We start from the raw sequence: 23,632 nt of genomic DNA, 5'->3' as shown, positions 1-23,632 counted from the left end.
TTCTCGCCGGCGATTGCCCCGGCTTTGTTCGAACTCGGCATCAACTCTCCACTATCGGCCGGACAAATGCGGGGGTGACCGGCGCGTCGGTACCCCCGCTAGATGATCCCTGGCGCCGGGCGCGATGTTACCGACCGAGGTTTCACGCCCGAGCGCACGCCGTCGCCTCGCCCGATCGGCACCGGCTGTGCACTTCCTCACAGGGGTACCGCCGATGGTTGTCCAGCCTGGTCGGCGGTGTAGTGACAGTCGATGGGCAGTGCCCGTACCTTGTCGGCGTGGCAACCACCACCATAATCTGACTTCCATGGCCGATACCGCGCAGCCCGAGGTGGCGGCGCGTTCGGGAGGATCCGGCCGACCGAGCGTGCTCACATCCCACGATCCCCGTACCGGGGAGGTCGTGGGCAGTTATCCCATAGCGGGCCCCGCCGATCTCGCCCGTGCTGTCGATAGCGCGAGATCGGCGGAAAAGGATTGGGCGACAGCAGGTTTCAGTGTTCGAAAACGACTGCTGCTGGAGTGGAAGCGGATCATCGCGCGGCGTTCCGGGCAGCTGGTGGAGATCCTGCGCGAGGAAACCGGAAAACCCGAGGCCGATGCCGCGATCGAAGTCATGCTCGCGGTGGAGAACCTCGACTGGGCGGCCCGCAATGCCGGCCGGGCCCTACAGCGGCGAACCCTGGCCGCCAACTGGCTCACCCGCAATCACCAGGCCTCGGTGGGTTATCTGCCGCTCGGGGTGGTGGGGGTGCTCGGCCCTTGGCAGAACCCGGTTTTCACGCCGATGGGATCGATCGCCTACGCGATGGCGGCGGGTAACGCGGTGGTTTTCAAACCGCATGAACTGACCAGTGGGACCGGTCTGTGGCTGGCCGATACCTGGCAGGAGATCGCCCCGGACAAACCGGTACTGCGGGCGGTCACCGGTGACGATTCCACCGCCGATGCCCTGTGCCGGGCAGGTGTGGACAAGATCGCGTACGCGGGTCCGGAGGCCCGCGGCCGTGAAGTGATCGCCCTGTGCGCGCAGACCATGACCCCGGTCGTGGTGGAGAACTCCGGTAAGGGCGCCATGATCGTGCACGTCGACGCGAAACTCGAGGATGCGGCCGATGCCGCGGTATTCGGGGCGATGGCCAATGCCGGCCAGAACGCCACCGGCGTCCAGCGGGCCTATGTGGCGGCATCGGTCTACGACCAGTTCCTCGATCTCGTCGTCACCCGGGCGCGCTCGCTGCGCCCCGGGGCGGACCGGCGTGCCTCCTATGGTCCGATGATCATGGAATCGCAGACCGAAGTGGTGCGCAAACAGGTTCGCGACGCCTTGGCGCGGGGCGGGCGGGCCGTGGTCGGCGGGCTGGATTCGATCCGCGAGCCGTACGTGGAGCCGATCGTGCTGGCCGATGTTCCCGAGGAGAGCATCGCCATCACCGAGGAGGGTATCGGCCCGGTGCTCATCGTGAACAAGGTCCGGGATCTCGACGATGCCGTGGCCCGGATCAACGACGCGGGCCGCGGCATCGCGGTATCGGTGTTCACCCGGGATATCGCCGAGGTGGAGGTGTATGCCGAACGGCTGCGGGTCGGGGTGGCGACGGTCAATACCGCCACCACCTACGCCGGCATTCCGGCACTGCCGTTCGGTGGGATCGGTGAATACGGGCAGGGCCACAGTCACGGCGTACTGGGTCTACGTGAATTCAGCCGGACACTGTCCATCGCCCGCAACCGTTACGGGGAGCCGCTCGAGCTCTCCAGTTTCAACCGCAGTCCGCGGCGGTTGCGGTTGGCGCGCGCTGTGCTCCGCTTCCGGCACGGTTGACGGGCTCGCGGATTCACCCCCCGGTGAGCGGCACCGGTCGCTCCCGGGTGGGTGTCGCCGCCCCGCGCCCGGCCCTCCGCTGTGACGAGATCAATCCGTGGACGCGGATTTCTCCCCGAGCAGAACAGCCATCATGAGGGCGTGCACCCGGGCCATATGCTGCGGGTGCGAATCGAAACGGATCAACCGGCCCACATCGATCACCTGACCGATCGCCGAATGCACCCGGAACCGGGCCTCGGTGGGATCACCGTCGAGCAGATTCGCCCACTCGTGCACGTTCTGGCGCTGAATGGCCCGGAGCTTGTGCTGCTCGGCCTGCGGCAGATTCGGGAACTCCGCGTAGTACACCGGCATGATCTCCGGCATGGCGAAACTCAGCCGCACATAGCGGTCGGCGATCTTGTCCACCGCGTCGGCGCGACCGCTCGCCTCGGCCAGCGCCTCGGTGATGGCGAAGGCCAGCCGGTCACCGGTGCGATGGAAGGCCGCGGCCAGCAGATCGGATTTACTGCTGAAGTAGCGGTAGACGCTCGAGGCATTGATCCCGGCGGCAGCGCCGATCTCCTCGATACTGGCCTCGTGATAGCCGCGGCGGCCGAAGATACGAATGGCCTCGGTGAGCAGTTGTTCCCGCTTCGAGGTGACGGGCAGGCCCCGCGGCTGAGTATCCGGTTCCCCGGTTTCGGGGACGGGCGGTAGTTCGGTGCGCACGAGCGACCACGCCATATCACGCAGCAGCGGAAGCAGCTTGGCACTGGACAGGGCCGTACGGTGAGCCGAGATACTGCCGATCACGCTGAGTACCGCGGCCGCGAGCAGCGCGATATCGGCGGCGGAGGCCTCCGGCCGCAACCGGGCGATGGGAACGGCGAACGCGCTGTTGATCTCTTCGTAGAGAGTACGGATCCGGGCCCGGTCCGGCTGCTCCAGATAGCGGCCCTCCCAGCGGTACAACCCGGCCTCACGGCGGATCTCGATGGTGTGTTCGGACACCGCGCGGATAAGGGCATCCAGACGTTCCTCGGCGCCGGCTCCGGGATCGTCCGCGGCGCGCGCCGCCTCGAGCAGTTGCCGCGCACCCTCTTCCGCCGCGGCGACCAGCAGCGCGTACTTGTTGGCGAAATGGCGATACAGCGCCGGACCCGAGATCCCGACCTCGGCCGCGATCTCGTCCACACCGACGGGGTAGTACCCGCGTTCGCTGAATGCGCGGGCCGCCGCCCGCATGATCTGCACCTTGCGGTCCTTGGGGCGCCGCCGGCCACCCTGCCCGTTGCCACGGTCGGCCGGACGCATACGCACCGGGTCGACCCGGCTGCTATCCGCGACCATGCATTCTCCGTTCCGTCGGCGGCGCCGCCGGTGTTGACAGCGCCCGACAAGTCAACCTAAGTTAACCACAATTCGCAACGTTAACCAGCATTCGCGTCTGGTTGACACCGGACGGCACCCGATGGAGCGCGCATGGTCAACACTGATTCCCCCACCACCCAGCCGGCGGGGTTCTCCGCGGTGCAGGACGGCCGCGTGCTCCGGGTGACGCTCACCAAGCCGAAACGCAAAAACGCCCTAGATTACGACACCATGGTCGCACTCGGCGACACCTTCCTCGCCGCGGCCGAGAACAAATCCGTCCGGGTAGTCGTGCTCACCGGTGAAGGCGGGGATTTCTGCACGGGTGCCGATCTGGCCGCCAGTGCCGAAGAGGGCGCCCGCGGTGTCACCGCCGATATGGTGATGGACGCCGCCAACCGGCTCGTCCGCGCGATCGTGGACCTGCCGGTCCCGGTGATCGCCCGGATCCGCGGCGCGGCCGCCGGTGTCGGCGTCGGTATCGCCCTCGCCGCCGATCTGGTCTACGCGCAAACCGATTCCTACCTGCTGCTGGCCTTCATCAATATCGGTCTCATGCCCGACGGCGGAGCCGCCGCCCTCGTAGCCGCGGCCGCCGGTCGCCCGCTGGCCGCCCGCCTCGCCCTGCTCGGCGAACGCCTCCCCGCCCCGGCCGCCCGCGCCGAAGGGCTGTTCACCGACGTCCTCGCCACCACGGAAGAACTGGACGCCGCGGTGGAAGCGGCAGCCGACAAGATCGCCCATGGCCCCCGCCGCGCCCTGGAACTCACGAAGAAGGCCCTCAACCGCGCCACCCTCACCGCCCTGGACGCCGCCCTGGCCGAGGAGAAGGCCGGCCAGACCGAACTGCTGCAATCGCCGGACTTCTTCGAAGGCGCGGCCGCCATGCTGGGCAAACGCAAAGCGGTCTTCGCGGAGTAAGCGGTATCCCGGCGCTCCCCTGCCGACTCACCGATAGAGAAACAAAAGGGCGGCGGCCCGGTCCACAGACCGGGCCGCCGCCCTTTTCTCCGAGCTCACCCCATGCCCCCGGGCTCGCCCGCCCGAGAGCGAAACCACTCTCACTCCCCCGAAACCACACCCGGCACCGAGCCCGAACTCACTTCCCCACCAACGAGACCTACCCGGGCGCCGAGTTCAGCGAGGCCCACGAAGGGTTGAGCCCGTGTCGCCTTTCCGCACTCGAAGCGCACGCGGCGAAGCCGCGAGTCCCGAGTGCGGAAAGGCGACGCCGAGAGGGGCTCGACCCCGCGCGCGCCGAAGGCGCGCCGGAATTACAGCCCCAGCCCCTTGGCCAGGACCGGCCAGGACACCACGAACTCGTCTTCCCAGTAGCCCCAGGAGTGGGTGCCGGAGTCACGGAAGTTGAAGGTGGCGGGGATACCCAGCGAATCGAGCTTCGTCTTGAGGTTGTGGGTGCAGAAATTGGTACCCGCCTCGATCACACCGCCGATGATGAGCTGGTTGGCCAGCCCATAGGAGCCGGGGAGGGTGTGCGGGCCGTTGAACGTGTCCCAGCGGCCGGGCAGGCCGTTACCGGTGGAGACGTACAGTTCGAGGCCGCGCAGCTTCTCGGCGTGGACGTAGGGGTCGTTCGCGACCCATTCCGCGGAGCCCTGCGGGCCCCACATGTTCTCCGTGTCGCCACCGCCCCATGTCTCGACCGTGAGCTTCACGAATTCCGAGCCGACCGGGTCACTGGTCTGGGCGCAACCGCTGTAGGCGGCCGCGGCCTTGTAGAGGCCGGGCTTGGCGATCGGGAGCGCCAGCACCGTGGTCCCGGAGGTCGACAGGCCGGCGATCGCGTTGACACCGTTGGTGCCGAGTGCGCCGTCGACCAGCGGCGGTAGTTCTTCGGTGAAGAAGGTCTTCCACTTGTTGCGGCCCAGCGCCGGATCGTCCTTGATCCAGTCGGTGTAGTAGCTCCAGCTGCCACCGATGGGCTGGATCACATTGACGTTCTTGTCCGCGAGGAAGTCGAGAGTGTTGGTCTGGGCCTGCCAGGAGGCCGAGTCCTCGCCACCGCCGGCTCCGTTGAGCAGGTACAGGGTGGGCCGCGGTACGGAGGCGTCGGCCGGACGCTGCACATCGACGATGATGTCCTCGTCCATGGCCGCGGAGTAGACGTACAAGCGCAGGCTGCGGTCGTCTTTGTACTCGGCCTTGACGATGCGCGATCCGTCGGGCGCGGTGGGGTCGGCGAGCAGGGTCTTGGACTCGATGATCGGGTCGGCCGCGGCGGTGGAGCCGCCCAGTCCCGTCATCACTCCGGTCAGTACCGCTGTGGCCGCGACCATCGCCGCGGCGCGCCTACCGCCACGCCGGGTGAGTCGACGTATCAATTTCGCACCTTCGCTTCGTCTCGAATTTTCGTTCGGGCCTCCCGCACGGACCGGCCCCGGACCCGAACGCCTCACAGTAACCGGGCGGAGTCTCCCCGCCCCGGAAGTTCCGCACATGTAGTCGTCACGTGCGAACACATCGTTACCGTAGCGTTGCCCCGCAACTCGTCTTCACCGAGCACACCGTGCCGATTCGGCGAGCGGGGCTTGCGCTGTGGTGAGGCGGACCACTATGGGGATCATTCGTGCCCGCCCCGGGCCGAGCCGCTCAGGAGCGACCCACCGACGCTTTCCACCCGCCCCAGGTACTCCAGGACACCGTCACGCCGCCGGACGATATCCCCGGTGCGGTACAGCCGGCCACCGCCGGCCGTCGCGACGAACCGGGCCGCCGTCTGCCCGGGGGCATTGTAATAACCGCAGGCCAGCGGCGGGCCGCCGATGTACATCTCGCCGGGGCTGCCCGGGGGTACCGGGCGCAGCCGCTCGTCCAGCAGGTAGACCCGGTCGTTGGTAACCGGCCGGCCACCGACCGATCCCACGGTGATCACCCCGGTCTCGTTGTGGCCATACCAGATGACCAGCTCGGCGCCGGGAAGCAGCGTCAGAAAACGCTCTACACCACCGGTCGGCAACGCGGCACCGTCCACGACGACCCGGCGCAGGCTCGGATGCGCGGGCCGCCCGCCACCGTCGGTCACCGAATCGAGGAAGCGGTCCAGCAGCCCCGGTACCACGTGCACGACGGTGACCCGGTGCGCGGCGATGGGCCGGGACAGGTCGGCGGCTCGGCCCGGATGGTCGGGCATCAGGATCTGCGCGCCGCTGTGCAGTGGGCGGAACAGCTCCCAGAGCGGGATATCGCCGACGCTCGGCGCCGCGTGCAGCACCAGATCGGACGAGTCGTACGGATGGCTGCGCTGGGCGCGCCGCAGGCGTTCCACCAGTTGCCGATGGGTGCTGGTGACCCCCGGCCCGCCGCCCGGTGGGTAGCGCACATCGGCCACATCGTCGGCGGCGACCACCGGGGCAGCGGCGGGATCGGTGGGCAGATCCAGGTAGAGCAGATCGATCGCGACCACGGAGATACCGGTGCCGGTGGTGACGCCCTCGTCGGATGTGCTCAGTACGCAGATCGGGGCCGCGGCCGTCAGCACCTCGTCGATCTCCCCTGCCGGACGGGCGGGGTCGACCGGCAGATATCCGCCACCGGCGCGCAGGACGGCACAGATCGCGACCACCAGGTCGATACCCGGCCGCATGGCTACCGCCACCAGCGTGCCGGCACCGGCGCCGAAGCGGACGAGTTCCGCCGCCAGCGCCTTGGACTTGCGGTCCAGTTCGGCGTAACCGAGCATCCGCGCGCCCTGCCGGACCGCCGGAACAGCAGGTGTGCGGGCCGCCTGCTCGTCGAACAGCGACAGCAGAGTGCTCGTATCGTCGCGTAGTCCGAGGTCACGGATGGGCGACAGGTAGGCGGTGGTTTCCTCGGCCGTAACCGGACGCAGGAAGGTGGTGGGTTCGGGATCCTGGGTGAGCCCGCCCGCGGGTGGGAGCGGCGGCTCGGCTCGTCCGGCGGACGGCGGCTCCGGGGTGGGCGACGGCCGGCGCTGCGGCAGGCCGCTCCGTGGGGGCGGTGCGGTGTCCGTGGCCGGTGAACCGGTACCGGGCTCCGCCGCGCTCAGGGGCCGCCGCTGCGGCAGCGGTGCGCCGGCGAGGGGCTTCGGATCTTCCGGGCCGGCGGACTCGGACCGCTGCGGCAGCGGAGCCGAAGCCGGTTCCGCCGGGGCGACGAGGCCGGTGGGCGGGTTACGCCGTGGTAGCGCGATCGGGCCGGAATCCGCAGGCACGGCCGGATCGGCATCCGCAGGCACGGCCGGAGCGGAATCCGCAGGCGCGGCCGGAGCGGGTTCCGGCCGGGGACAGCGTTGCGGCAGCGGAGGCGGACCGAGGTGGTCCACCGGGTCACCGCGCTCGGCTTCCGGCTGAGGCCGGCGCCGCGGCAGCGCGCCGGGTGGAGCCGCGCCCGAATCCGGCCCGGATTCCTCGACGCCCGGTCCCGTTTCCAGGCGTGCGCGACGCTGCGGCAGCGCACCCGGCAATCGTCGGCCCGCACCGAGTTCCTCTCCCCCGGCGCCCGTCTCCGCGACCGGCCGACGCTGCGGCAACGCGCTCTGCGACACCGCATCCGGATCCGGACGGACCGCACCGATCCCCGACTCCGATTCCCGATGCGCACGACGCTGCGGCAACACGCTCTGCGACACCGCATCCGGCTCCGGACGGACCGCACCGATCCCCGACTCCGGCTCCCGATGCGCACAACGCTGCGGCAACACTCCCGATGACGGCCGATCCGGCCCCGCACCCTCTCCTGCTTCGTTCCCCTCCGATTCCGGGCGCGGGCGGCGCTGGGGCAGCCCACTCGGGGAGATCGCTCCCGGCACCGGAGCGGTGAGATCGAGTCCCGGAGCGGCGTCCGGACCGAGGCGACGCCGCGGTAGCGGGCCCGGAGCCGGGCTCTCGTCCCCGCGGTCCGCTTCCGGGCGGCGCCGCGGTAGCGCACTCGATGCCGCCGGCGCCGATCCCGGGCCGGCCTCCTCGGCACTGTCCACCGTTCCCGGACCGGTGCCGCGCCGCGGTAGCGGAGCCGCCTCCTCGAATGGCGCGGGCATACCCGGCGCCGGGTCACCATTGCGCCGGACTCCCGGTGCCGCCGCGTCCGGGGCCGGTGCGGGCCCGGCGTCGGGTACCGCCGTGGCGGCCCGCGATACCTGCCGTGGCGGCGCGTCCGGCGCCGGTTGTCCGGTCACCGGCCGGAGCAACGAGGTGACCTCGGCGTCCGGTAGCGGTTCCGGTTCGGCCGGTGGTCGCGGTGCGGGAGGCGCGTAACCGAGATCCGGGCGCAGGCCGTGCTCGGCCAGTCCGCCGAGAGCCCGCACCCAGTGCTCGGCGAAGACCTTCACGTCCTCACCGACGAAAACGTCCGTCGCGTAGTCGAATCGGCACAGCAGGCCGTCGTCGGTGGCGTCCACCGTCAGCGCCAGCAGTACCCCGTCGGCGGGGCCGTCGGTGTGCACCCGCGCGGGACGCAGATCCCGGTAGCGCAGGGTGAACCGGCCGGAATCGGCCGCGGCGAATTCGGCCGCCGTCTCCGGATTCGAGTAACGCAACAGCGCATAACCCGCGCCGCCGTCGGGTACCGAGCGGTAGAGATCCCGGATCTGGACGAGCGCGGCTCCGGCAGCGGGCCCGCCGACCAGCGCGTCGGCCGTGTCGATACCGGTGAGCCGCACCGACAGCGGGAACTCGGTGGCGAAACCACCGACCAGGTCATAGGTTCCGCCGACGAAGACACGGGCGTCGGCGTCACAGCGCACGAGCGACCCGATGGCACCGGAAACCGCGCCCTCCTCCCCCGTGCGCAGCGCGATGGCGACGGCGGTCAGCAGCACCTCGGGAATCGTGGCGTCGTAGGCGTCGGCGGTAGCCGTGACCGCGGCCGTACCTTCGGCGGTGATCGCCAGCGAAACACGACGCCGGGCCCGGAGATCGGCCGTGCCCACCGCGACCCCCGAGCGCGCCCCGGCCAGGTTCTGCCGCCACCAGCCGGCCTCGTCCAGCAGTTCGAGGGAACGGGCACGGGTATCCAGCGCACCGATGAGTTGGGCGAGCCGGGAATCCGGCGGGTCCGCGGCGGTTTCCGCACCGCCCCATTCGGCGGCGAGTTCGTCGACGAGGATCCGCCAGGACCGGTCGTCGACGACGAACCCGTTCGCCACGATCACCAGTTTCCCGTCCGGTTCGGTGCCGGTGGCCACGAAGTGGATATTGTGGCCGTTCGCCGGATCGAGCGCATCGGCCGCCGCCTGCACCACATCATCGATGGCCACCGCGTTCTCGCCGGGATCGGGGCCCAGCCACCAGTACTGGTGGTCGCCACGCCGTTCGCGCGGGGGAAGCCACAGTTTCGGTGTGCTCTCGCCGGTTTCGAGTCGGACCCAGAGCATCGGATGCCGGGCGGCCACCGCCCGCACCGCGGCCTCGATCCGGGAGAGCGGCTGACCGGTGGGGAGGTCCAGGACGACGGAGCGCACCTCGATTCCCGGTACCGGACCGTCCAGCACGCGTACCACGGTGGGGGTCGGGGGAAATTCCCCGGCGATCTCCTGTTCGCCGGAAACGACGGCCGCCGGACCCGCATCGCCTTCGACGGCTCCGGTCAGCGCCGATCCCGCCGAGGCGGGGGATTCCGCTCGCGCCCCGGCCGGGGTCTCTTCCTCGCTGACCTCCGCCGCCTCTCGTTCCGCGCGGCCCTCCACCGGCGGCGTCTCCTCCGCCGTCGGCTCGGCGTCGGAGGGCAGCAGCGGGACCAGGGCGGGATCCGGCAGCTCGGCGGGAACCGGTTCGCCGTTACCGTCCACCGGGATCTGCTCGACCACCTGGAACGCCGACGGCACCATATGCGCCGGACGCAACCGGGCGAGCGCCGCGCGGATCCGGGTGACGTCCGGGCTCTCCGGTGTCTCGGGTACCACGTAGGCGGCCAGTTCGTCGCCGGGCCGGGACACCGTGCTCCCCGCCGCGATTTCCGCGTCGGCGGTGCGCGGCAGTACCGCGGCCGCCGCCACTTCCGGGAGGTCACGCAACGCGGCCTCGATGGCCCGCGGCTGGACCCGGCGCCCCCGGGCGCGGAGTTGGCCGTCGGTACGGCCCAGATAGTCCAGCCGCTGCGGGGTGGTGGCGGTCGAGTCGCGCCACAGCACCAGATCACCGGTGCGATACATCCGCTGGCCGTATCCGTAGGGGTTGGCGACGAACCGGTCCGCGGTCACATCCGGCCGGCCGATATAGCCGCGGGCCAGCTGGTCGCCCGCTATGTACAGTTCGCCGGGCACCCCCGGCGGTACCGGCCGTAGCCGGGAGTCCAGCACATACACCCGGGTGTTCCACTGCGGCAGCCCGATCGGCACCGACGGCTCCGCCGACCCCGCGGCGGGCCAGGCGGTCGCCGACACCGCGGTCTCGCAATTCCCGTACAGGTGGTGCACCTGGGCACCGCAACGTTCGCGGACGGCGGATACGGTCTCCGGGGCGAGTGGGGCGCCGGTGACGAATATTTCGCGCAGCTGCGGCACGCTTCCGGCTCGCTCGGCGAACGCGGCCAGTTCCGCCGGACCGAAATCGGTGACGGTCACCCCGTAGGTGGCGATCAGCTCCGCGACGCGGTCGGGATCCGCGGTGCCCGCCAGTACGAGGCGGGCCCCGGCACGCAACGGAAGGAAGTAACCCCACAGCGAGGTATCGCAGGTGGCGGGGTTCTGCTGGAGGTAGATATCGGTGAGTCCCAGCTGATGCTGGGCCAGCATCAGCGTGATCTGGTTGTTGAGGGCGGTATGGGAGACCACCACCAGTTCCGGGCCGGTCGCCGATGCCGACGCACACATCAGATAGGCCGCGTTCCCCGGGCGCACCGGCCGGAGCAGTTCCTCGGGACGCACCGGATCGGACGACAACTGCCCGAGATCGCCCGTGTCGACCGTGAGGACCGGAGTGCGCTGCCCGCGCGCCGCCGATTCGACGGCCGGGGTGAGCCGCGGTTCGTCCGCGCCCGTGGTGAGCACACACACCGGGCGGGCGATATCGAGGAGCTGGGTGATCCACTCGACCGGGTCGTCCGGGTCCAGCGGCAGATAAGCACCCCCGGCGGTCAGGACCGCGAAAACGGCCACGACCAGATCGGCGGAATCGCGAACCGCCACCGCCACCGGCGTCTCGGCGCCGACACCGGCCGCGATCAGGCGCCGCGCGAGCCGGTTCACCCGGGAATCGAATTCCCGGTATGTCAACTCGGCTCCGGTCCCGGCGTCGGTCACCGCCGGCGCATCGGGCCGGGCCGCGACCGTGCGACGGTAACCGTCGAGTACCAGTTCCGGGGGCACCGGATACCGGGTGTCGTTCCAGACCACCAGCAGCCGGTCGAGGTCGGCGCGGGACAGCAAATCGATATCGCCGACGGGGCTGTCCGGATCGCCCCCGGCGACGGTGAGCACCCGCTGCAGGCGACGCGCGAATTCACCGGCGGTGAACGCGTCGAACCGGCCCGCAGCGTAGTGGAGCGCGGCGGTGATGCCGTTCGGGGATCCGTCGGGTGCGCGATGGGGGTCGATCACCAGCCGCAGCCCGATTCCGGTGGCGGGCTCGGGGACGTCGACCGGCTCGGTGGACAGGCTGGGCATCTCCAGCTGCGGAATATCGTCGTGCCGCAGTGAGATCGCCACATCGAACAGTGGTCCGCCGGTGCCCACGGTTTCGGTCAATATCTCGAAGGGCAGGTCGGCGTTGGCGAACGCCTCACGATCGGATTCGGCGACCCGGTACACCAGATCCAGGAACGATTCCGCCGGATCGATCCGGGTGCGCAACACGACCGTATTGGCATAGGGCCCGATCGCGTCGTCGAGTTCGCGCTCGTCGTTCCCGCGCACCGAACTACCCAGCACGATATCGGTGACCGCCGCCGACCGGGCCAGCAGCACCGCGAACGCGGCGCGCACCACGAGGAATTCGGAGATCCCGCCACGACGTGCGATATCGGCGATCCGGCGGTGGGTCCGGGTGCCGATATCGAAGGTGTGCACGCCGTGCTGCCCGGTGCCGGGGTGGGGCCCGTCGGCCGGTATCCGCAACGGTGGCGGCAGCTCGGCCAGCCGGTCCCGCCAGAAGGCGAGCCGCGCGGCGGCAAGCGACCCCGGTTCGGTGATATCACCGAGTTCGGCCTGCCGGCGCAGGAAATAGTCGAGGTACTGCACCGAGAGCGGCTGCCACAGCGGCCGCGAACGGTTGCGCCGGCCCAGGAACGCCCGCAGCAGATCCCGCAGCAGCAACCCGGCCGATACCTCGTCGGCGAGGATGCGATGCGCCACCACCGCGACCACATGCTCCCGAGGTCCCAGTTCCGCCAGCGCGAACCGCACCGGCACCTGGTCCGGGTCGGCGGTGTCGAAATCGGTCTGTGCCAGGGCGCGCAGCCAATCCGCCAGTTCGGCGGCGGGTACCGGTTCGGGCAGTACCTCCGGTACCGCCAGCTCCCGGGGCAGCACCACCTGGTGCGGCGTGCCGCCGGCCTCCGGGTAGACGGTGCGCAGGGTTTCGTGCCGGTCGACGATATCGGCGACGGCGGCCTGCATGGCCGTCGCGTCCAGTGTTCCGGTCAGTCGCATCGCGGCGGTCACCATGTCTCCGGTGGCCCCGGTACGGTTGCGCTCCCACAGCCGTAGCTGTCCCGGCGAGAGCGGGATCGATGCGGGGCGTTCCACCGCGGCCGGGGGCTCGCTATCCGCGACGACCGGCTCCGGCTCGGGCTCCGGCTCGCTCACCCGGTTGCCGGCGGGCTCCGGCCACAGCGGGCTCGGTGCGGCCGGACCGCGGGCGAGAAGCGGATCGTTCGCCACCACGGTTCCGTCGGTGGGGCGCGGCAGATCCGCCCAGTCGGGCAGCGGTGCCGCCGCGGCGCCGGCCACCGGTGAGCTCCTGTCCCGGCTCGGCGCTACGTCCGGTGCCGTATCCCGGGGGTTCTCGTAGAAAGCGAGCGCGTCGCTGGGCACGGGCGTCGTATTGCCGCTTCCGGCCCGGGTCTCACCCGGAGCGGGCAACTGGTGACCGCTGCTCAGCCAGGCGTCGGCGGGATCCGGCGACCAACCGGCGACCGGGGGAACCGTGGGTTCCGGGGCGGGCTCCCCGGCCTCGTGGAGGTGGTCGTCACGGTCCGGCAGCGGATGCCGGCGGTCCGGCATATCCAGGTAGCCGCGGCCCGGAAGATCCATATCGCGCTGCTCGGAGGCGAGCCTGCTACCGGTCTCGTCGTCATCGGTGAGCACATCGTCCGTGGGCGCGGCGGGTTCCGGCTCCGGTTCGGAGAACCGGGGCCCCGCCTCGGCGGGCGCATCCGCCTCCGGCGCGGAACTTTCCCGGATGGGCAGGCTCTGCTCGTAATCGGGCAGTGGATCGTCTCGCCGCTCGACCGGGTACGCGCCGGCCTCGTCCGGACCGTCCGGCGAACCGGTGGGTCCGCCCGGGGCCGCTGTCCGGCTCGCGGGCTCGACCGGGAGCTCGATCCGGCCCACGTACTCCATTTCGCCGGCGGCCGTGCGGCGCACCAGGTCACCGGTGCGGTAGAGCCGCGAACCGTCGTCGGCGAACGGGTCGGCGATCAGCAGCTGCGCGGTCCGGCCCGGGCGGCGATGGTAGCCGCGAGCCAGTTGCGGGCCGCCCAGATACAGTTCGCCCACCGCGCCGTCGGGTACCTGGGCGAGTTGTTCGTCCAGGATATGGGCGATCACCCCACGAATCGGCGCGCCGATTGTCGGCGGCCCTCCGGGCGAGAGCGGGGTGCTGACGGTGGTTATGACCGTGGTCTCGGGCGGACCGTAGCCCTGGTAGAGGGTCCGGTCCCGGCCGTCGCCGAGTGGTATCGCCCACTGCCGCACCAGGTCGGGCGGGCACGGACGACGGCCGGTCACCACGACACCCAGCTCGTCCAGCCCCGCCGGGTCGATCGCCTGTAATGCCTCGGGCGTCAGATAGGCATGGGTGACCCCGGTACGCCGCAGCAGGGCCGTCACCTCGTCCGCGGTGGTCACCAGCGGGGAGACCACCACCATGGTCGCGGCCCCGCCGAGCGCCAGCAGCAGCTCCAGCACGGACGAATCCGAGGGCAGCGGGGCGAAGTTCAGGGTGCGGTCCTCGGGATCCACCCGGTAGCGGCCCTGCTGTTCGGCGCATAACCCGGACAGTCCGGCCTGGGTCACCACCACACCGTCCGGTGCGGCGTCACCGTCGGCGGCGTAGCAGACATAGGCCGGGTGCTCGGCGCGCAACGGGCGGATCCGGTCGGCGTAGGTGACCGGATCGGCGGAGAACCGCTCCAGGGAGCGGGCCGTCTCGACGGTGTCGACGTGCAGCCATTCGATCTCGTCCGGGAGCTCGTTGCGCACCCAGGACACCGCCAGGCCGTACACGGCGCCGGCGTCCACCAGCAGATGGGCCACCCAGCCCGGCGGATAGGCGGGGTCGATCGGTACGAACCCGGCACCGGTTTTGGCCACCGCCCAGACCGCCAGCACCGCGTCCAGCGACCGCGGTATGGCCACGGCCACCAGGTCCTCCGGGCCGATACCGCGGGCCATGAGAGACCGGGCCAGCCGGCTGGACCAAGCGTCCAGGTCGGCGTAGCTGACCTGCTCGAGCGGCCCGGTACCGTCGGCGAGCACGAGCGCGACACCGTCGGGATTGGTTTCGACAGCGTTGGCGATCAGTTGCGGCAGGGTGGTCACGCGGGGCCGCCGCGTACGCGGCGGACGGGTCCGGGCTGGCCGCGTCATACCGCCCTCGCCCTCCGGAGGTGGTCATACTGCGTACCGACTACCGCATCCATCTGTCCGCCTCGCCTGCCTATCGCACTTCACCGCCGCGCCGGCCGGGCCGCGGCATGGTCAGCAGCCTGCCACAATGCGCCGGTGCCCGGTATGGCACCCGGCAGGTTACCGCCCCGGCCGCTGTTCGACCATCCGGTCTCCGGGGCGGGAACGATTCCGGAACGCGGCGCGGACGAGGTGCCCGGCCGCGCTCAACGCAGCAGCGTGGGCAGGTCCAGCACTGTCGCCACCCGTGCGCGAGTCACGCCGGGCGAGGAGTCACCGTCCACGATCAGCGCGGTGAGATCGTCCAGTTCGGCCGGATCCAGCCGCGCGAGGCCCGTGGGATCGGACCACAGATGGGTGACCCATTCGGTGGCCGGGGTCACGGTATCGGCGTTCTCCGGTACGAGAACCACCGAAGCGCCCGCCGCGCCGGCGGCCACGATCTCCAATATCGCTGCCGTACTGTCGCTGCGGCCGTAGCAGAAGGTCCGGGCCTCGTAGGTGAGATCGGTGGCCGCGTGCACCCGGGTCACCGCGGCCGCCAGCTGGTCGTAACCGACCCGGCGACCGCTCGCGTCCACCACGGCGAGATCGTCACCGCGCAGGGGCCGGATCCGGTGCGCGTAGGTGACCGGGCGCGGTGATTGCGCGGCCGTTTCGGCGGCCGTGGCGGGATCGCCGAGTATCAGCCATTTCACACCGGGCAGCGTCGGCGGACGGTCCGCGGCCACCCCGGCCTCGACCACCAGCTCCGCCGCCGCGGCGGCGGCCACGGCATCGGCGGGTACCACTGTCGCACCCGCTTTGAGCACGGCCCAGGTCGCCACCACGGCATCGATACCACGTTCCAGCGCGATGACCACCCCGGTACCCGGTCCGCAGCCCCGCCCGATCAGCGTCCGCGCCAATTGCGACGATCGCGCGTCGAGTTCCCGGTAGGTCATCGCCTCCTCGTCCTGGACGACAGCGGGGCCCTCGGGATCTTCTTCCACGGAAGCGCCCAGCGCCTGCGCCAGCGCGGTTCCCGTGGTGGCGACCGGCACCACCGGTTCGGTGAACGGGATCTCCCGGAACGGACTGGTTCCGTCGTCCCGGTGCTCGTCTTCGTCGTCGGTCTCGATGGCACCCACCCGCACCCAGGGGTTCGCGGCGGCCGTGCGGAGGATCCGTTCCAGGCGGCGGCCGAAGGACCGCACCGTCTCCTCGTCGAACAGGTCGACGGCGTAGGTCAGCACGGCCCGGAGTTCGCCGGGGGCGCCGTCGGTATCGCGGTCCGGGTCGATATCGATCCGCAACTCGAAATCGGCCGCGAGAGTTTCCCGGCCGAGACCGCGCACCGTGAGCCCGGGCAGGTTCACGGCGATCTGCTCACTGTCCCGCGACGACAGCACCACACCGGACAGCGGAGGGAGTCCGGTGGCCCGGTCGGGGGCCACCACCGACACGACCTGATCGAACGGGATATCCGCGGCAGCGAACGCCGGGCGTTCCGTATCCCGCGCCGCGTCCACCAGTTCGGCGAACGTCTGGCCGGACCGCACCCGCGTCCGCAAGGCGAGCGTATTCGCGAATCTGCCGATCAGGTTGTCCGGCACGGCTTCTCCGCGGCCGTCGACCGGGGTCGCGATCACGATATCGCCGGCGCCGGTCAGCTGGTACAGCAGGACGCTCACCGCCGCGTGCAGCACGGTGAAGAGCGTGGTGCCGCGATCCCGGGCCAGCGCGTCCAGGCAGCTGTGTGTTCCGGCGTCGACCGCGCACCCGGTGGTCCCGCCGCGCAGCGACGGTACCGACGGCCGCAGGCGGTCCAGCGGCAGTTCCGGTGCCGCGGCGGGTTCACGCAACTGTTCCCGCCAGTAGTCCAGTTGTTTAGCCGCGATCGAGTTCTCGTCGGTGTGCACACCCACCACCGCCTGTTGCCAGATCGCGTAATCGGCGTACTGGACCGGAAGTGGGGGCCAGCGTGGCGATTCCCCGCTCACCCGGGCCAGATACGCGGTCGCCAGGTCCCGTACCAGCGGTACCAGTGAGGCCTCGTCCGCGGCGATCCGGTGTACGACGACGGCCAGTACGTGCTCGTCGGCGCCGGCGGTGAGCAACAGACCGCGAACCGGGACCTGGGCGGTGATATCGAAACCGGCGGAACGTAGTTCACCGATCCGGCCGAGTACGTCCTCGGTCTCCTCGGTTTCCGGGCTGCCGCGCAATACCTGGGCAACGGGCAGGATTTCCTGGTACGGCAGCCCGTCCGAGTCCGCCGGATAGCGGGTACGCAGCACTTCGTGACGTTCCAGCACATCGAATATCGCGTACCGCAGCGCGGAAGTGTCCAGCGCACCGGTGAAACCGACGGCCAGCGAGATATTCCCTGCCGCCGACCCCGCCCGCTCGCTGTACCACAGATGCCGCTGGGCCAGGGAGAGCGGGATCCTGTCCGGCCGTTCGGCCCGGTTCAGGGCAGGCCGCGGCGCGGTGACTTCCACACCGGGCACCACCCGGGCGGCCAGCCCCGCCACGGTCGGAGCTTCGAAAAGGGTGCTCACGACGAGATCCGCCCGCAACGCCGCGTTGATGCGGGCCACCGCCCGGACCGCCGACAGCGAATGACCACCCAGCGTGAAGAAATCGTCGTCCGCGCCGACCCGGTCGGCGCCGAGCACGTCGGCGAATACCTCGGCGACCACCGTCTGCGTGCGGCCCTCCGGTGCCGTGTAGGGCGCCCGGACGGTGATGCCGGCCTCGGGCAGCGCCGCGCGGTCGAGTTTCCCACTGGGCGTCAGGGGTAGCGCGTCGAGCACTACGACGGTGCCGGGGACCATATACCCGGCCAGGAACTCCCCGGCCTGCTCCCGCAGCACCACCGGGTCCGGTGCGCCGTCGAAATCCGCGGCGGGCACCACATAACCCACGAGCCCGTCGCCGCGTACCGCCGCGGCGGCCTGCCCCACCCCGGTACAGCGCCGCAGCACCGCCTCGACCTCACCCAATTCGATCCGGAAGCCGCGCAATTGCACCTGGGTGTCCCGGCGACCGCCGTATTCCAGATCGGCCCGGCCGCCGAAACCGGCCCATCGGCCGATATCGCCGGACCGGTACATCCGCGACCCCGGCGCGCCGAAGGGGTCGGCCACGAATCGGGTGGCGGTGAGGCCGGGGCGGCCGAGATAACCGCGAGCGAGTTGCGCCCCCGCCACATAGATTTCGCCCGGCACTCCGACCGGCGCGGGATGCAGCCGGTCGTCCAGAACGAATGCGTCCAGACCGGGCAGCGCCCGGCCGATCACACCGGCCGAATGGTCCAGCGACTGTTCGACCAGCGGCAGGAACGAGACGTGCACGGTGGTCTCGGTGATGCCGTACATGTTCACCAGCCACGGTGCGTCCACCGAAGTGCCGCCGGGCGCACCGTAACGCTCGTACCAGCGCCGCAGCTCCCGCGGATCCACCGCTTCACCGCCCAGCACCACATACCGCAGGGCGGGTGTACCGCCGTCTCCGGCGACCCGGTCGGCCTCGGCGAGCTGGTAGAACGCCGAGGGGGTCTGGTTGAGCACTGTGACCTTCTCCCGGATCAGCAGCTCCCGGAATTGTTCCGGCGATCGGGAGGTCGGCTGGTCGACCACCACGACCGACCCCCCGCTGGCGAGCGCGCACCACAGTTCCCATACCGAGAAGTCGAAGGTGAACGAGTGGAACAAGGTCCACACATCGGTGTCGTCGAATTCGAACAGCAGCTGAGTGTTCGCGAACAGTTCCACCACATTGCGATGTGTCACCGCCACACCTTTGGGCGTACCGGTGGTACCGGAGGTGTAGACGACATAGGCCGTATTGCCCGGACGCAGTGGTGCGTACCGTTCCACATCGGTGACCGGCGCCGCGGAATGGCGCACGGTGTCCTCCACCAGCACCACCGGCGACTCGCCCGCGGGCACCGCGTCCCGTTCCGCGGCGACAGTGAGCACGACGGCCGGACGGGCGTCACCGAGGACGAACTCCGAACGTCTCCGGGGCTGAGCGGTGTCCAGCGGGAGATAGGCGGCGCCGGACAGCAACACACCGAGCAAGGCGACCGGCAGTTCCTCGGTGCGCGGTATCGCCACCGCCACCAGGCTCTCCGGGCCCGCCCCGGCTGCGATCAACCCGCGCGCCACCCGGTAGGAGCGGTCGAGCAGTTCGCCGAAACTCAGTGTGGTGTCCCCGAACCGTACGGCCGGGGCCGCCGGGCGCAGCCGGGCGCGGGCCTCGATGAGGTCGACCAGTGTCGCCGGGGGCACCGAGGCGCCGGCGCTGTTCCATTCCCGTAGCACCAGTTCGCGTTCACCAGGGGCGAGCAGATCGATATCCCCGATGGTGACGGCGGGGTCCGCGGCAACGGCCGCCAGGATCCGCACCAGCCGGTCGGCGTGATCTCCGATGGTCGGTGTGTCGAACAGGTCGCGCGCGTAGGTGAAGGTGAGGGCCGCGCCGGTATCGGTGTCCACCAGATCCACTCGCAGATCCAGGTCTTCCGGTAGCGCGCCGGGCTCGCGTTCGCTCGCCAGCAGCACCCGGAAGGGGGGCTGCCCGGCTGTCGTGCGCACCGTGTCGATCAGGTGACCGAGCCGTTGCCCGCCTCGCCCCACCGCGCCGGGGACCATGACTTCGCGAGCGGTATCGAGAAGTGTGCCGAAACCGCGCGCCGGGTCGATCTCGGTGTGCAGTACTACCGGTTCGGGAGCGGATCCGCGGGTACTCGACGCCCCCACCGCGATATCCCGCCCGCCCGAGAGCCGCGCCACCAGCACGGCCAGCGCGGCCTGCACCACGGTGAGCGAGTCGGTGTCCCACTGTCCGGCAACCGTATCCAGCGCGTCACGGAGTTCACCGTCCAGTTCCCGGGTGATCCGCCCGCTACGTCCCGAGGGGGTATCCGATCGCGGCCGGTCGGCGGGCAGCTCGCCGTGACCACCGAGCGCGCCGGGCACCCGCCACCAGCCGGAGGTGAGCGCCGCCGCCGGTGCGGGCAGGGCCAGCAGCTTGCTCACGAGCGTGTGCAGCAGACCGGACAGTGCCCGCGCGGCGGATTCGGCGACGGTATCGCGGCGGTACCACAGCCGCAGCAGCAACCGCTCGGACGCTTCCACCATCAGCGTCACCGGATAGTGGTTGAAGGTCCGCGACGTCAGCTCCACGATCTGCAAGCCGTCATCGCCACCGTTCGCCGCCCGCAGTGCCGCCGCGTTCACCGGATGCGGGTCGTAGGCCAGCAGGGTGTCGAAAAGCCGTGCCGCGCCCGGCGAGACAGCGGCCGGACCGGGATAGTGGTGGTCGAGCAGCGTCGCCTGCTCGGTCCGCATACTGGTGAGCAGCTCCCGTAGTGTCCATTCGGGCTCGAACCGGACCCGCACCGGCACGGTGCCGGTGAACAGGCCGACCATCTCGCCGGCGCCGGCCAGTTCGGCCGGGCGACCCGGCACCACGGCACCGAACACCACCTCCGTATGCCCGGTCAGACTCGCCAGCAGCACCGCCCACAGTGCCTGCGCCACCATTTCGACCGTGCCCCCGGCCGCGGCCGCGTACGCCGCCAGGGCGGCGGTCTCGGTCTCGTCGAACACGAGGTCGAGTTCACCGATACCGGTTCCCGGTTCGGTGGGCGTGGCGAGTACCGCGGCCAGTTCGGTGCGCCGCGCACCGCGCAGGGCCTCGGTCCAACGGATCCGGTCGGGTTCGGGGTTCCGCCGTGCCAGCCATTGCGAGTACTCACGGTAGGCAGGCGGTGCGGGCAGTGCCGCCGGCTCGCCCCGCGCGGCGTACAGAGCCAGCAGGTCCCGCAACAGGATCGGTATCGACCGGCGGTCGAACAGCAGATGGTGGGCGACCAGCACGAAATGCGTACGCCCGGAAACGGTGCGGTACACCGTTGTCCGCAGCAGCGGGGCGGTATCGACGGCGAACCGGGTGCGGCGCTCGGCCCCCAGCAGATCCGCCATCTCGTAGTCGCCGACGCCTTCGACCACCTGCCACGGCACCTCGACGGGACCGGTCACCAGGCAGACCGGGGTGCCGTCCGCGGTGGTCACGAAAACCGAACGCAGGACCGGATACCGGTCCAGCAGGTGCTGCGCGGCGATACGCAGCCGTTCCAGCTCCACGACACCGCCGAGTTCCAGCGCCAACAGCATCACATAGTCGTCGGGGACGTTGGCGGTGAGCTGGGAATGGACGAACAGCCCCGCGGCCGGGGGCGACAGCGGCAGCACATCCTGCAGCCCCGGGTATCTCCCCCACCACGTATCGAGTTCGGCCTGCTCCACCCGGACCAGGGGCAGGTCGGAGGGGGTGAGGCCGCCCGCGGCCGGATCCTCGGTGTGCCGTGCGACGGCGCGCACGGCCGCCAGCCAATCCTCGGCCAGTTCGCGCACCAGGTCTTCGTCGACGATACGGGCGGCGTAGGTGAAGCCCACCGTGATACCGCCGTCCGCGCGGTGCGCCGCGTCGATATCGACCACCGCGTCCACCGGCCTCGCGGGATCGGAAACGACCTCGATATCGCCCGGTTCCCCGGTCCCCCCGTCGGCCGCGGTATCGCGCGCGGAGTGCCGATCGTGATAGACGAACCCTATCTGCGCCGGTGAACCGCGGAATTCGTCGGCGATCCCGTTCTCGGTTCGCCGCAGCAGGGCGAAACCGGCGCCGCCCGACGGAACCGCGGCCAGTTGTTCCTTCACCGACCGCATCAGCGCGGCGGTTTCCTGGCCGCCGCTGAGTGCGGCGCCGGCATCGATACCCGAAAGGTCCAGGGCCACCGGGTACGCGGTGGTCACCGGACCGGCGGTACGGGACGGTTCGGCACCGGATACGACGGATCCGTCCCGTCCTGTCCCGGCAACCCGGATCCGGCTGATCGCGCAATCCACCCCGCGCCGCGAACGCCAGTTCCGCACCGCCAGCGCCAGCGCGGCCAGCAGCGGATCCCCCGGCCCGGTCCGATACAGACCCGGGACCTCGGTGAGCACCTTCGCCGCGATCTCGGCGGGCACGTCGAGGGCGAACCGCCGCGCCGTGGCCCGAGTATCCGCGGTGGGGTCCACCGCGCGGGAACCCAGCAGCGGGTCGGGGGAAGCCAGGACATCGCGCCAGTACGCGAGTTCGGTTTCGCGGACCGGTTCGGCCGCCACCTCGGCTGCGACCCCGTGGGCCGGGTGCCGGTCCGGCACCGGCGGGGCTGCGCCGGTGACCTCATCGGCGACCGTCGGTTTCGCGAGTTCGATCGTGCGGTGCTCTTCCACCTCGGGTTCCGGCGTCGTTTCCCGCACCCCGGTACGGCCCAGGTATTCGAACTCCGTGCCGTACGGAGTGTCGATGCGGCGCACCAGATCACCCGTCCGGTACATCCGGAGGCCCGGCCGGCCGGCCGCGGCACCGAACGGGCCGGCCACGAAACGTCCGGCGGTGAGCGCGGGCCGGTTCAGGTAGCCCTGCGCCAGCGCCGGGCCCGACAAGTAGAGCTCACCCACGGCACCGCTGGGCACCGGCCGCAACCGGGCGTCGAGGACGAAAACGCCGAACCCGTTCAGCGGGTCGCCGAAGGTTACCGGCTCGCCCGCGCGCACCGGCCGGCCGCTGATGGCGACGACGGTGGTCTCGGAGGCGCCGTAGGAGTGGACGACGCTGTGTTCGGGCCCCCGATGTCCGGCCGGCTCGGGACCGGTCCCGTTGCCGCTCACCACGACCAGGCCGAGATCGGGCAGATCGGGGGCAGCCAGGGATGCCAGTTCGGCCGGCGTGGCGATGATATGGGTCACCGCTTCCCGGCGCACCGTGTCGGCCGGCTCGTTCCCCCCGGACACGTCCGGGGGCACGATCACCAGGGTGGCGCCCGAGCCGAAGGTGAGCAGTAGTTCCAGAATCGCGCGATCGGTGTCCGGGGGGCACAGATGGGCCACCCGGGAGATACCGGTGATCCCGTAGTGCTCATCGGCCGCCGCGACCACCGCGCCCAGCCCACTGTGCGGGACCGGCACACCGGTGGAGTCCGTGGTGTAGACGATGTATGCGGGATGCTGTTCGTCCAGCATGCGCACCCGGTCGGCGTAGGTGATGGGATGCCGTGGCCGGCGCGCGATCCGGCCGGCCTGCACCGGATCGTCGAGTTCGAGCCAGTACAGGGAAGTGCCCAGTGCGGCACGGTGCTTCGAGGTCGTCAGGCCGAGGGTGGCCGCGGAGTCGGTGACCCTGTGGTCGATCCCGCCGCTCGGCCCGCTCGGATCGATCGGGAGGCAGGCCGCCCCGGTTTTGGCGACAGCCCACACCGCGAGCACCGACTCCATACCGCGCGCGATCCCGATCGCCACCACATCGCCCGGCCCGACGCCGCGTTCGATCAGTTCCCGGGCCACCTGGGAAGAAGCCTCGTCCAGCTCCTGATAGGTCATTTCCCGCTGATCGGCGGGGTCACCCGTCGGGTTGTAGCGGATCGCCACTTCACCGGCGGCGGACTCCACCGCCGCGGTCAGCAGCTGACCGAAGAGCGGGCTGCCCGGGTGGCGCCGACGGCTACCACGCGAAGGACGACGGGCAGTTTCCATTCGAGTGCATTCACCTCTCGCATCGGGCCGGGCCGGCCCCTGCGTCCCCATATCGCGGAGGGGCATAGCGACCGGGCCGACGCGGTGCGGCCATCATAGCGAGATCACGCGCGC

At 70.7% G+C, this 23,632-nt stretch carries 6 protein-coding genes; 2 read left to right on the top strand and 4 right to left on the bottom strand.

The window, feature by feature from the left end:
- Window positions 1-307: 307 nt before the first annotated feature.
- Window positions 308-1,825 (top strand): aldehyde dehydrogenase family protein, encoded by a 1,518-nt coding sequence (locus tag ACYR7D_RS09575; RefSeq protein WP_459549254.1) that lies wholly within the window; start codon window positions 308-310, stop codon window positions 1,823-1,825.
- Between the two features lie 90 nt (window positions 1,826-1,915).
- Here the strand turns inward: ACYR7D_RS09575 and ACYR7D_RS09570 are convergent, their stop codons facing one another.
- Entirely contained in the window at window positions 1,916-3,160 is a 1,245-nt protein-coding gene (locus ACYR7D_RS09570) for a TetR/AcrR family transcriptional regulator (RefSeq protein ID WP_459549253.1), read from the bottom strand.
- A gap of 132 nt (window positions 3,161-3,292) precedes the next feature.
- Between ACYR7D_RS09570 and ACYR7D_RS09565 the strand changes: the two genes are divergently transcribed.
- The gene (locus ACYR7D_RS09565) at window positions 3,293-4,102 is read left to right on the top strand and encodes an enoyl-CoA hydratase-related protein (RefSeq protein WP_459549252.1); all 810 of its coding nucleotides are present in this window, start codon (window positions 3,293-3,295) and stop codon (window positions 4,100-4,102) included.
- A gap of 353 nt (window positions 4,103-4,455) precedes the next feature.
- Here the strand turns inward: ACYR7D_RS09565 and ACYR7D_RS09560 are convergent, their stop codons facing one another.
- From ACYR7D_RS09560 to ACYR7D_RS09550, 3 genes are all read right to left on the bottom strand, one after another.
- Window positions 4,456-5,478, bottom strand: a complete 1,023-nt coding sequence (locus ACYR7D_RS09560) for an alpha/beta hydrolase (RefSeq protein ID WP_459550100.1) — start codon at window positions 5,476-5,478, stop codon at window positions 4,456-4,458.
- Window positions 5,479-5,762: 284 nt separating this feature from the next.
- Window positions 5,763-14,906, bottom strand: a complete 9,144-nt coding sequence (locus tag ACYR7D_RS09555) for an AMP-binding protein (RefSeq protein WP_459549251.1) — start codon at window positions 14,904-14,906, stop codon at window positions 5,763-5,765.
- Window positions 14,907-15,151: 245 nt separating this feature from the next.
- Window positions 15,152-23,518 (bottom strand): amino acid adenylation domain-containing protein, encoded by an 8,367-nt coding sequence (locus tag ACYR7D_RS09550; RefSeq protein ID WP_459549250.1) that lies wholly within the window; start codon window positions 23,516-23,518, stop codon window positions 15,152-15,154.
- Window positions 23,519-23,632: the final 114 nt, after the last annotated feature.

This window comes from Nocardia sp. X0981, from assembly GCF_977089955.1.
This window is presented reverse-complemented; position numbering and strand designations above follow the sequence as displayed.

Coding starts and splice junctions, on each gene's coding strand:
- ACYR7D_RS09560 (WP_459550100.1), bottom strand. CDS start 5,478: ATGGTCGCGGCCACAGCGGTACTGACCGGAGTGATGACGGGACTGGGC.
- ACYR7D_RS09565 (WP_459549252.1), top strand. CDS start 3,293: ATGGTCAACACTGATTCCCCCACCACCCAGCCGGCGGGGTTCTCCGCG.
- ACYR7D_RS09570 (WP_459549253.1), bottom strand. CDS start 3,160: ATGGTCGCGGATAGCAGCCGGGTCGACCCGGTGCGTATGCGTCCGGCC.
- ACYR7D_RS09575 (WP_459549254.1), top strand. CDS start 308: ATGGCCGATACCGCGCAGCCCGAGGTGGCGGCGCGTTCGGGAGGATCC.
- ACYR7D_RS09550 (WP_459549250.1), bottom strand. CDS start 23,518: ATGGAAACTGCCCGTCGTCCTTCGCGTGGTAGCCGTCGGCGCCACCCG.
- ACYR7D_RS09555 (WP_459549251.1), bottom strand. CDS start 14,906: ATGACGCGGCCAGCCCGGACCCGTCCGCCGCGTACGCGGCGGCCCCGC.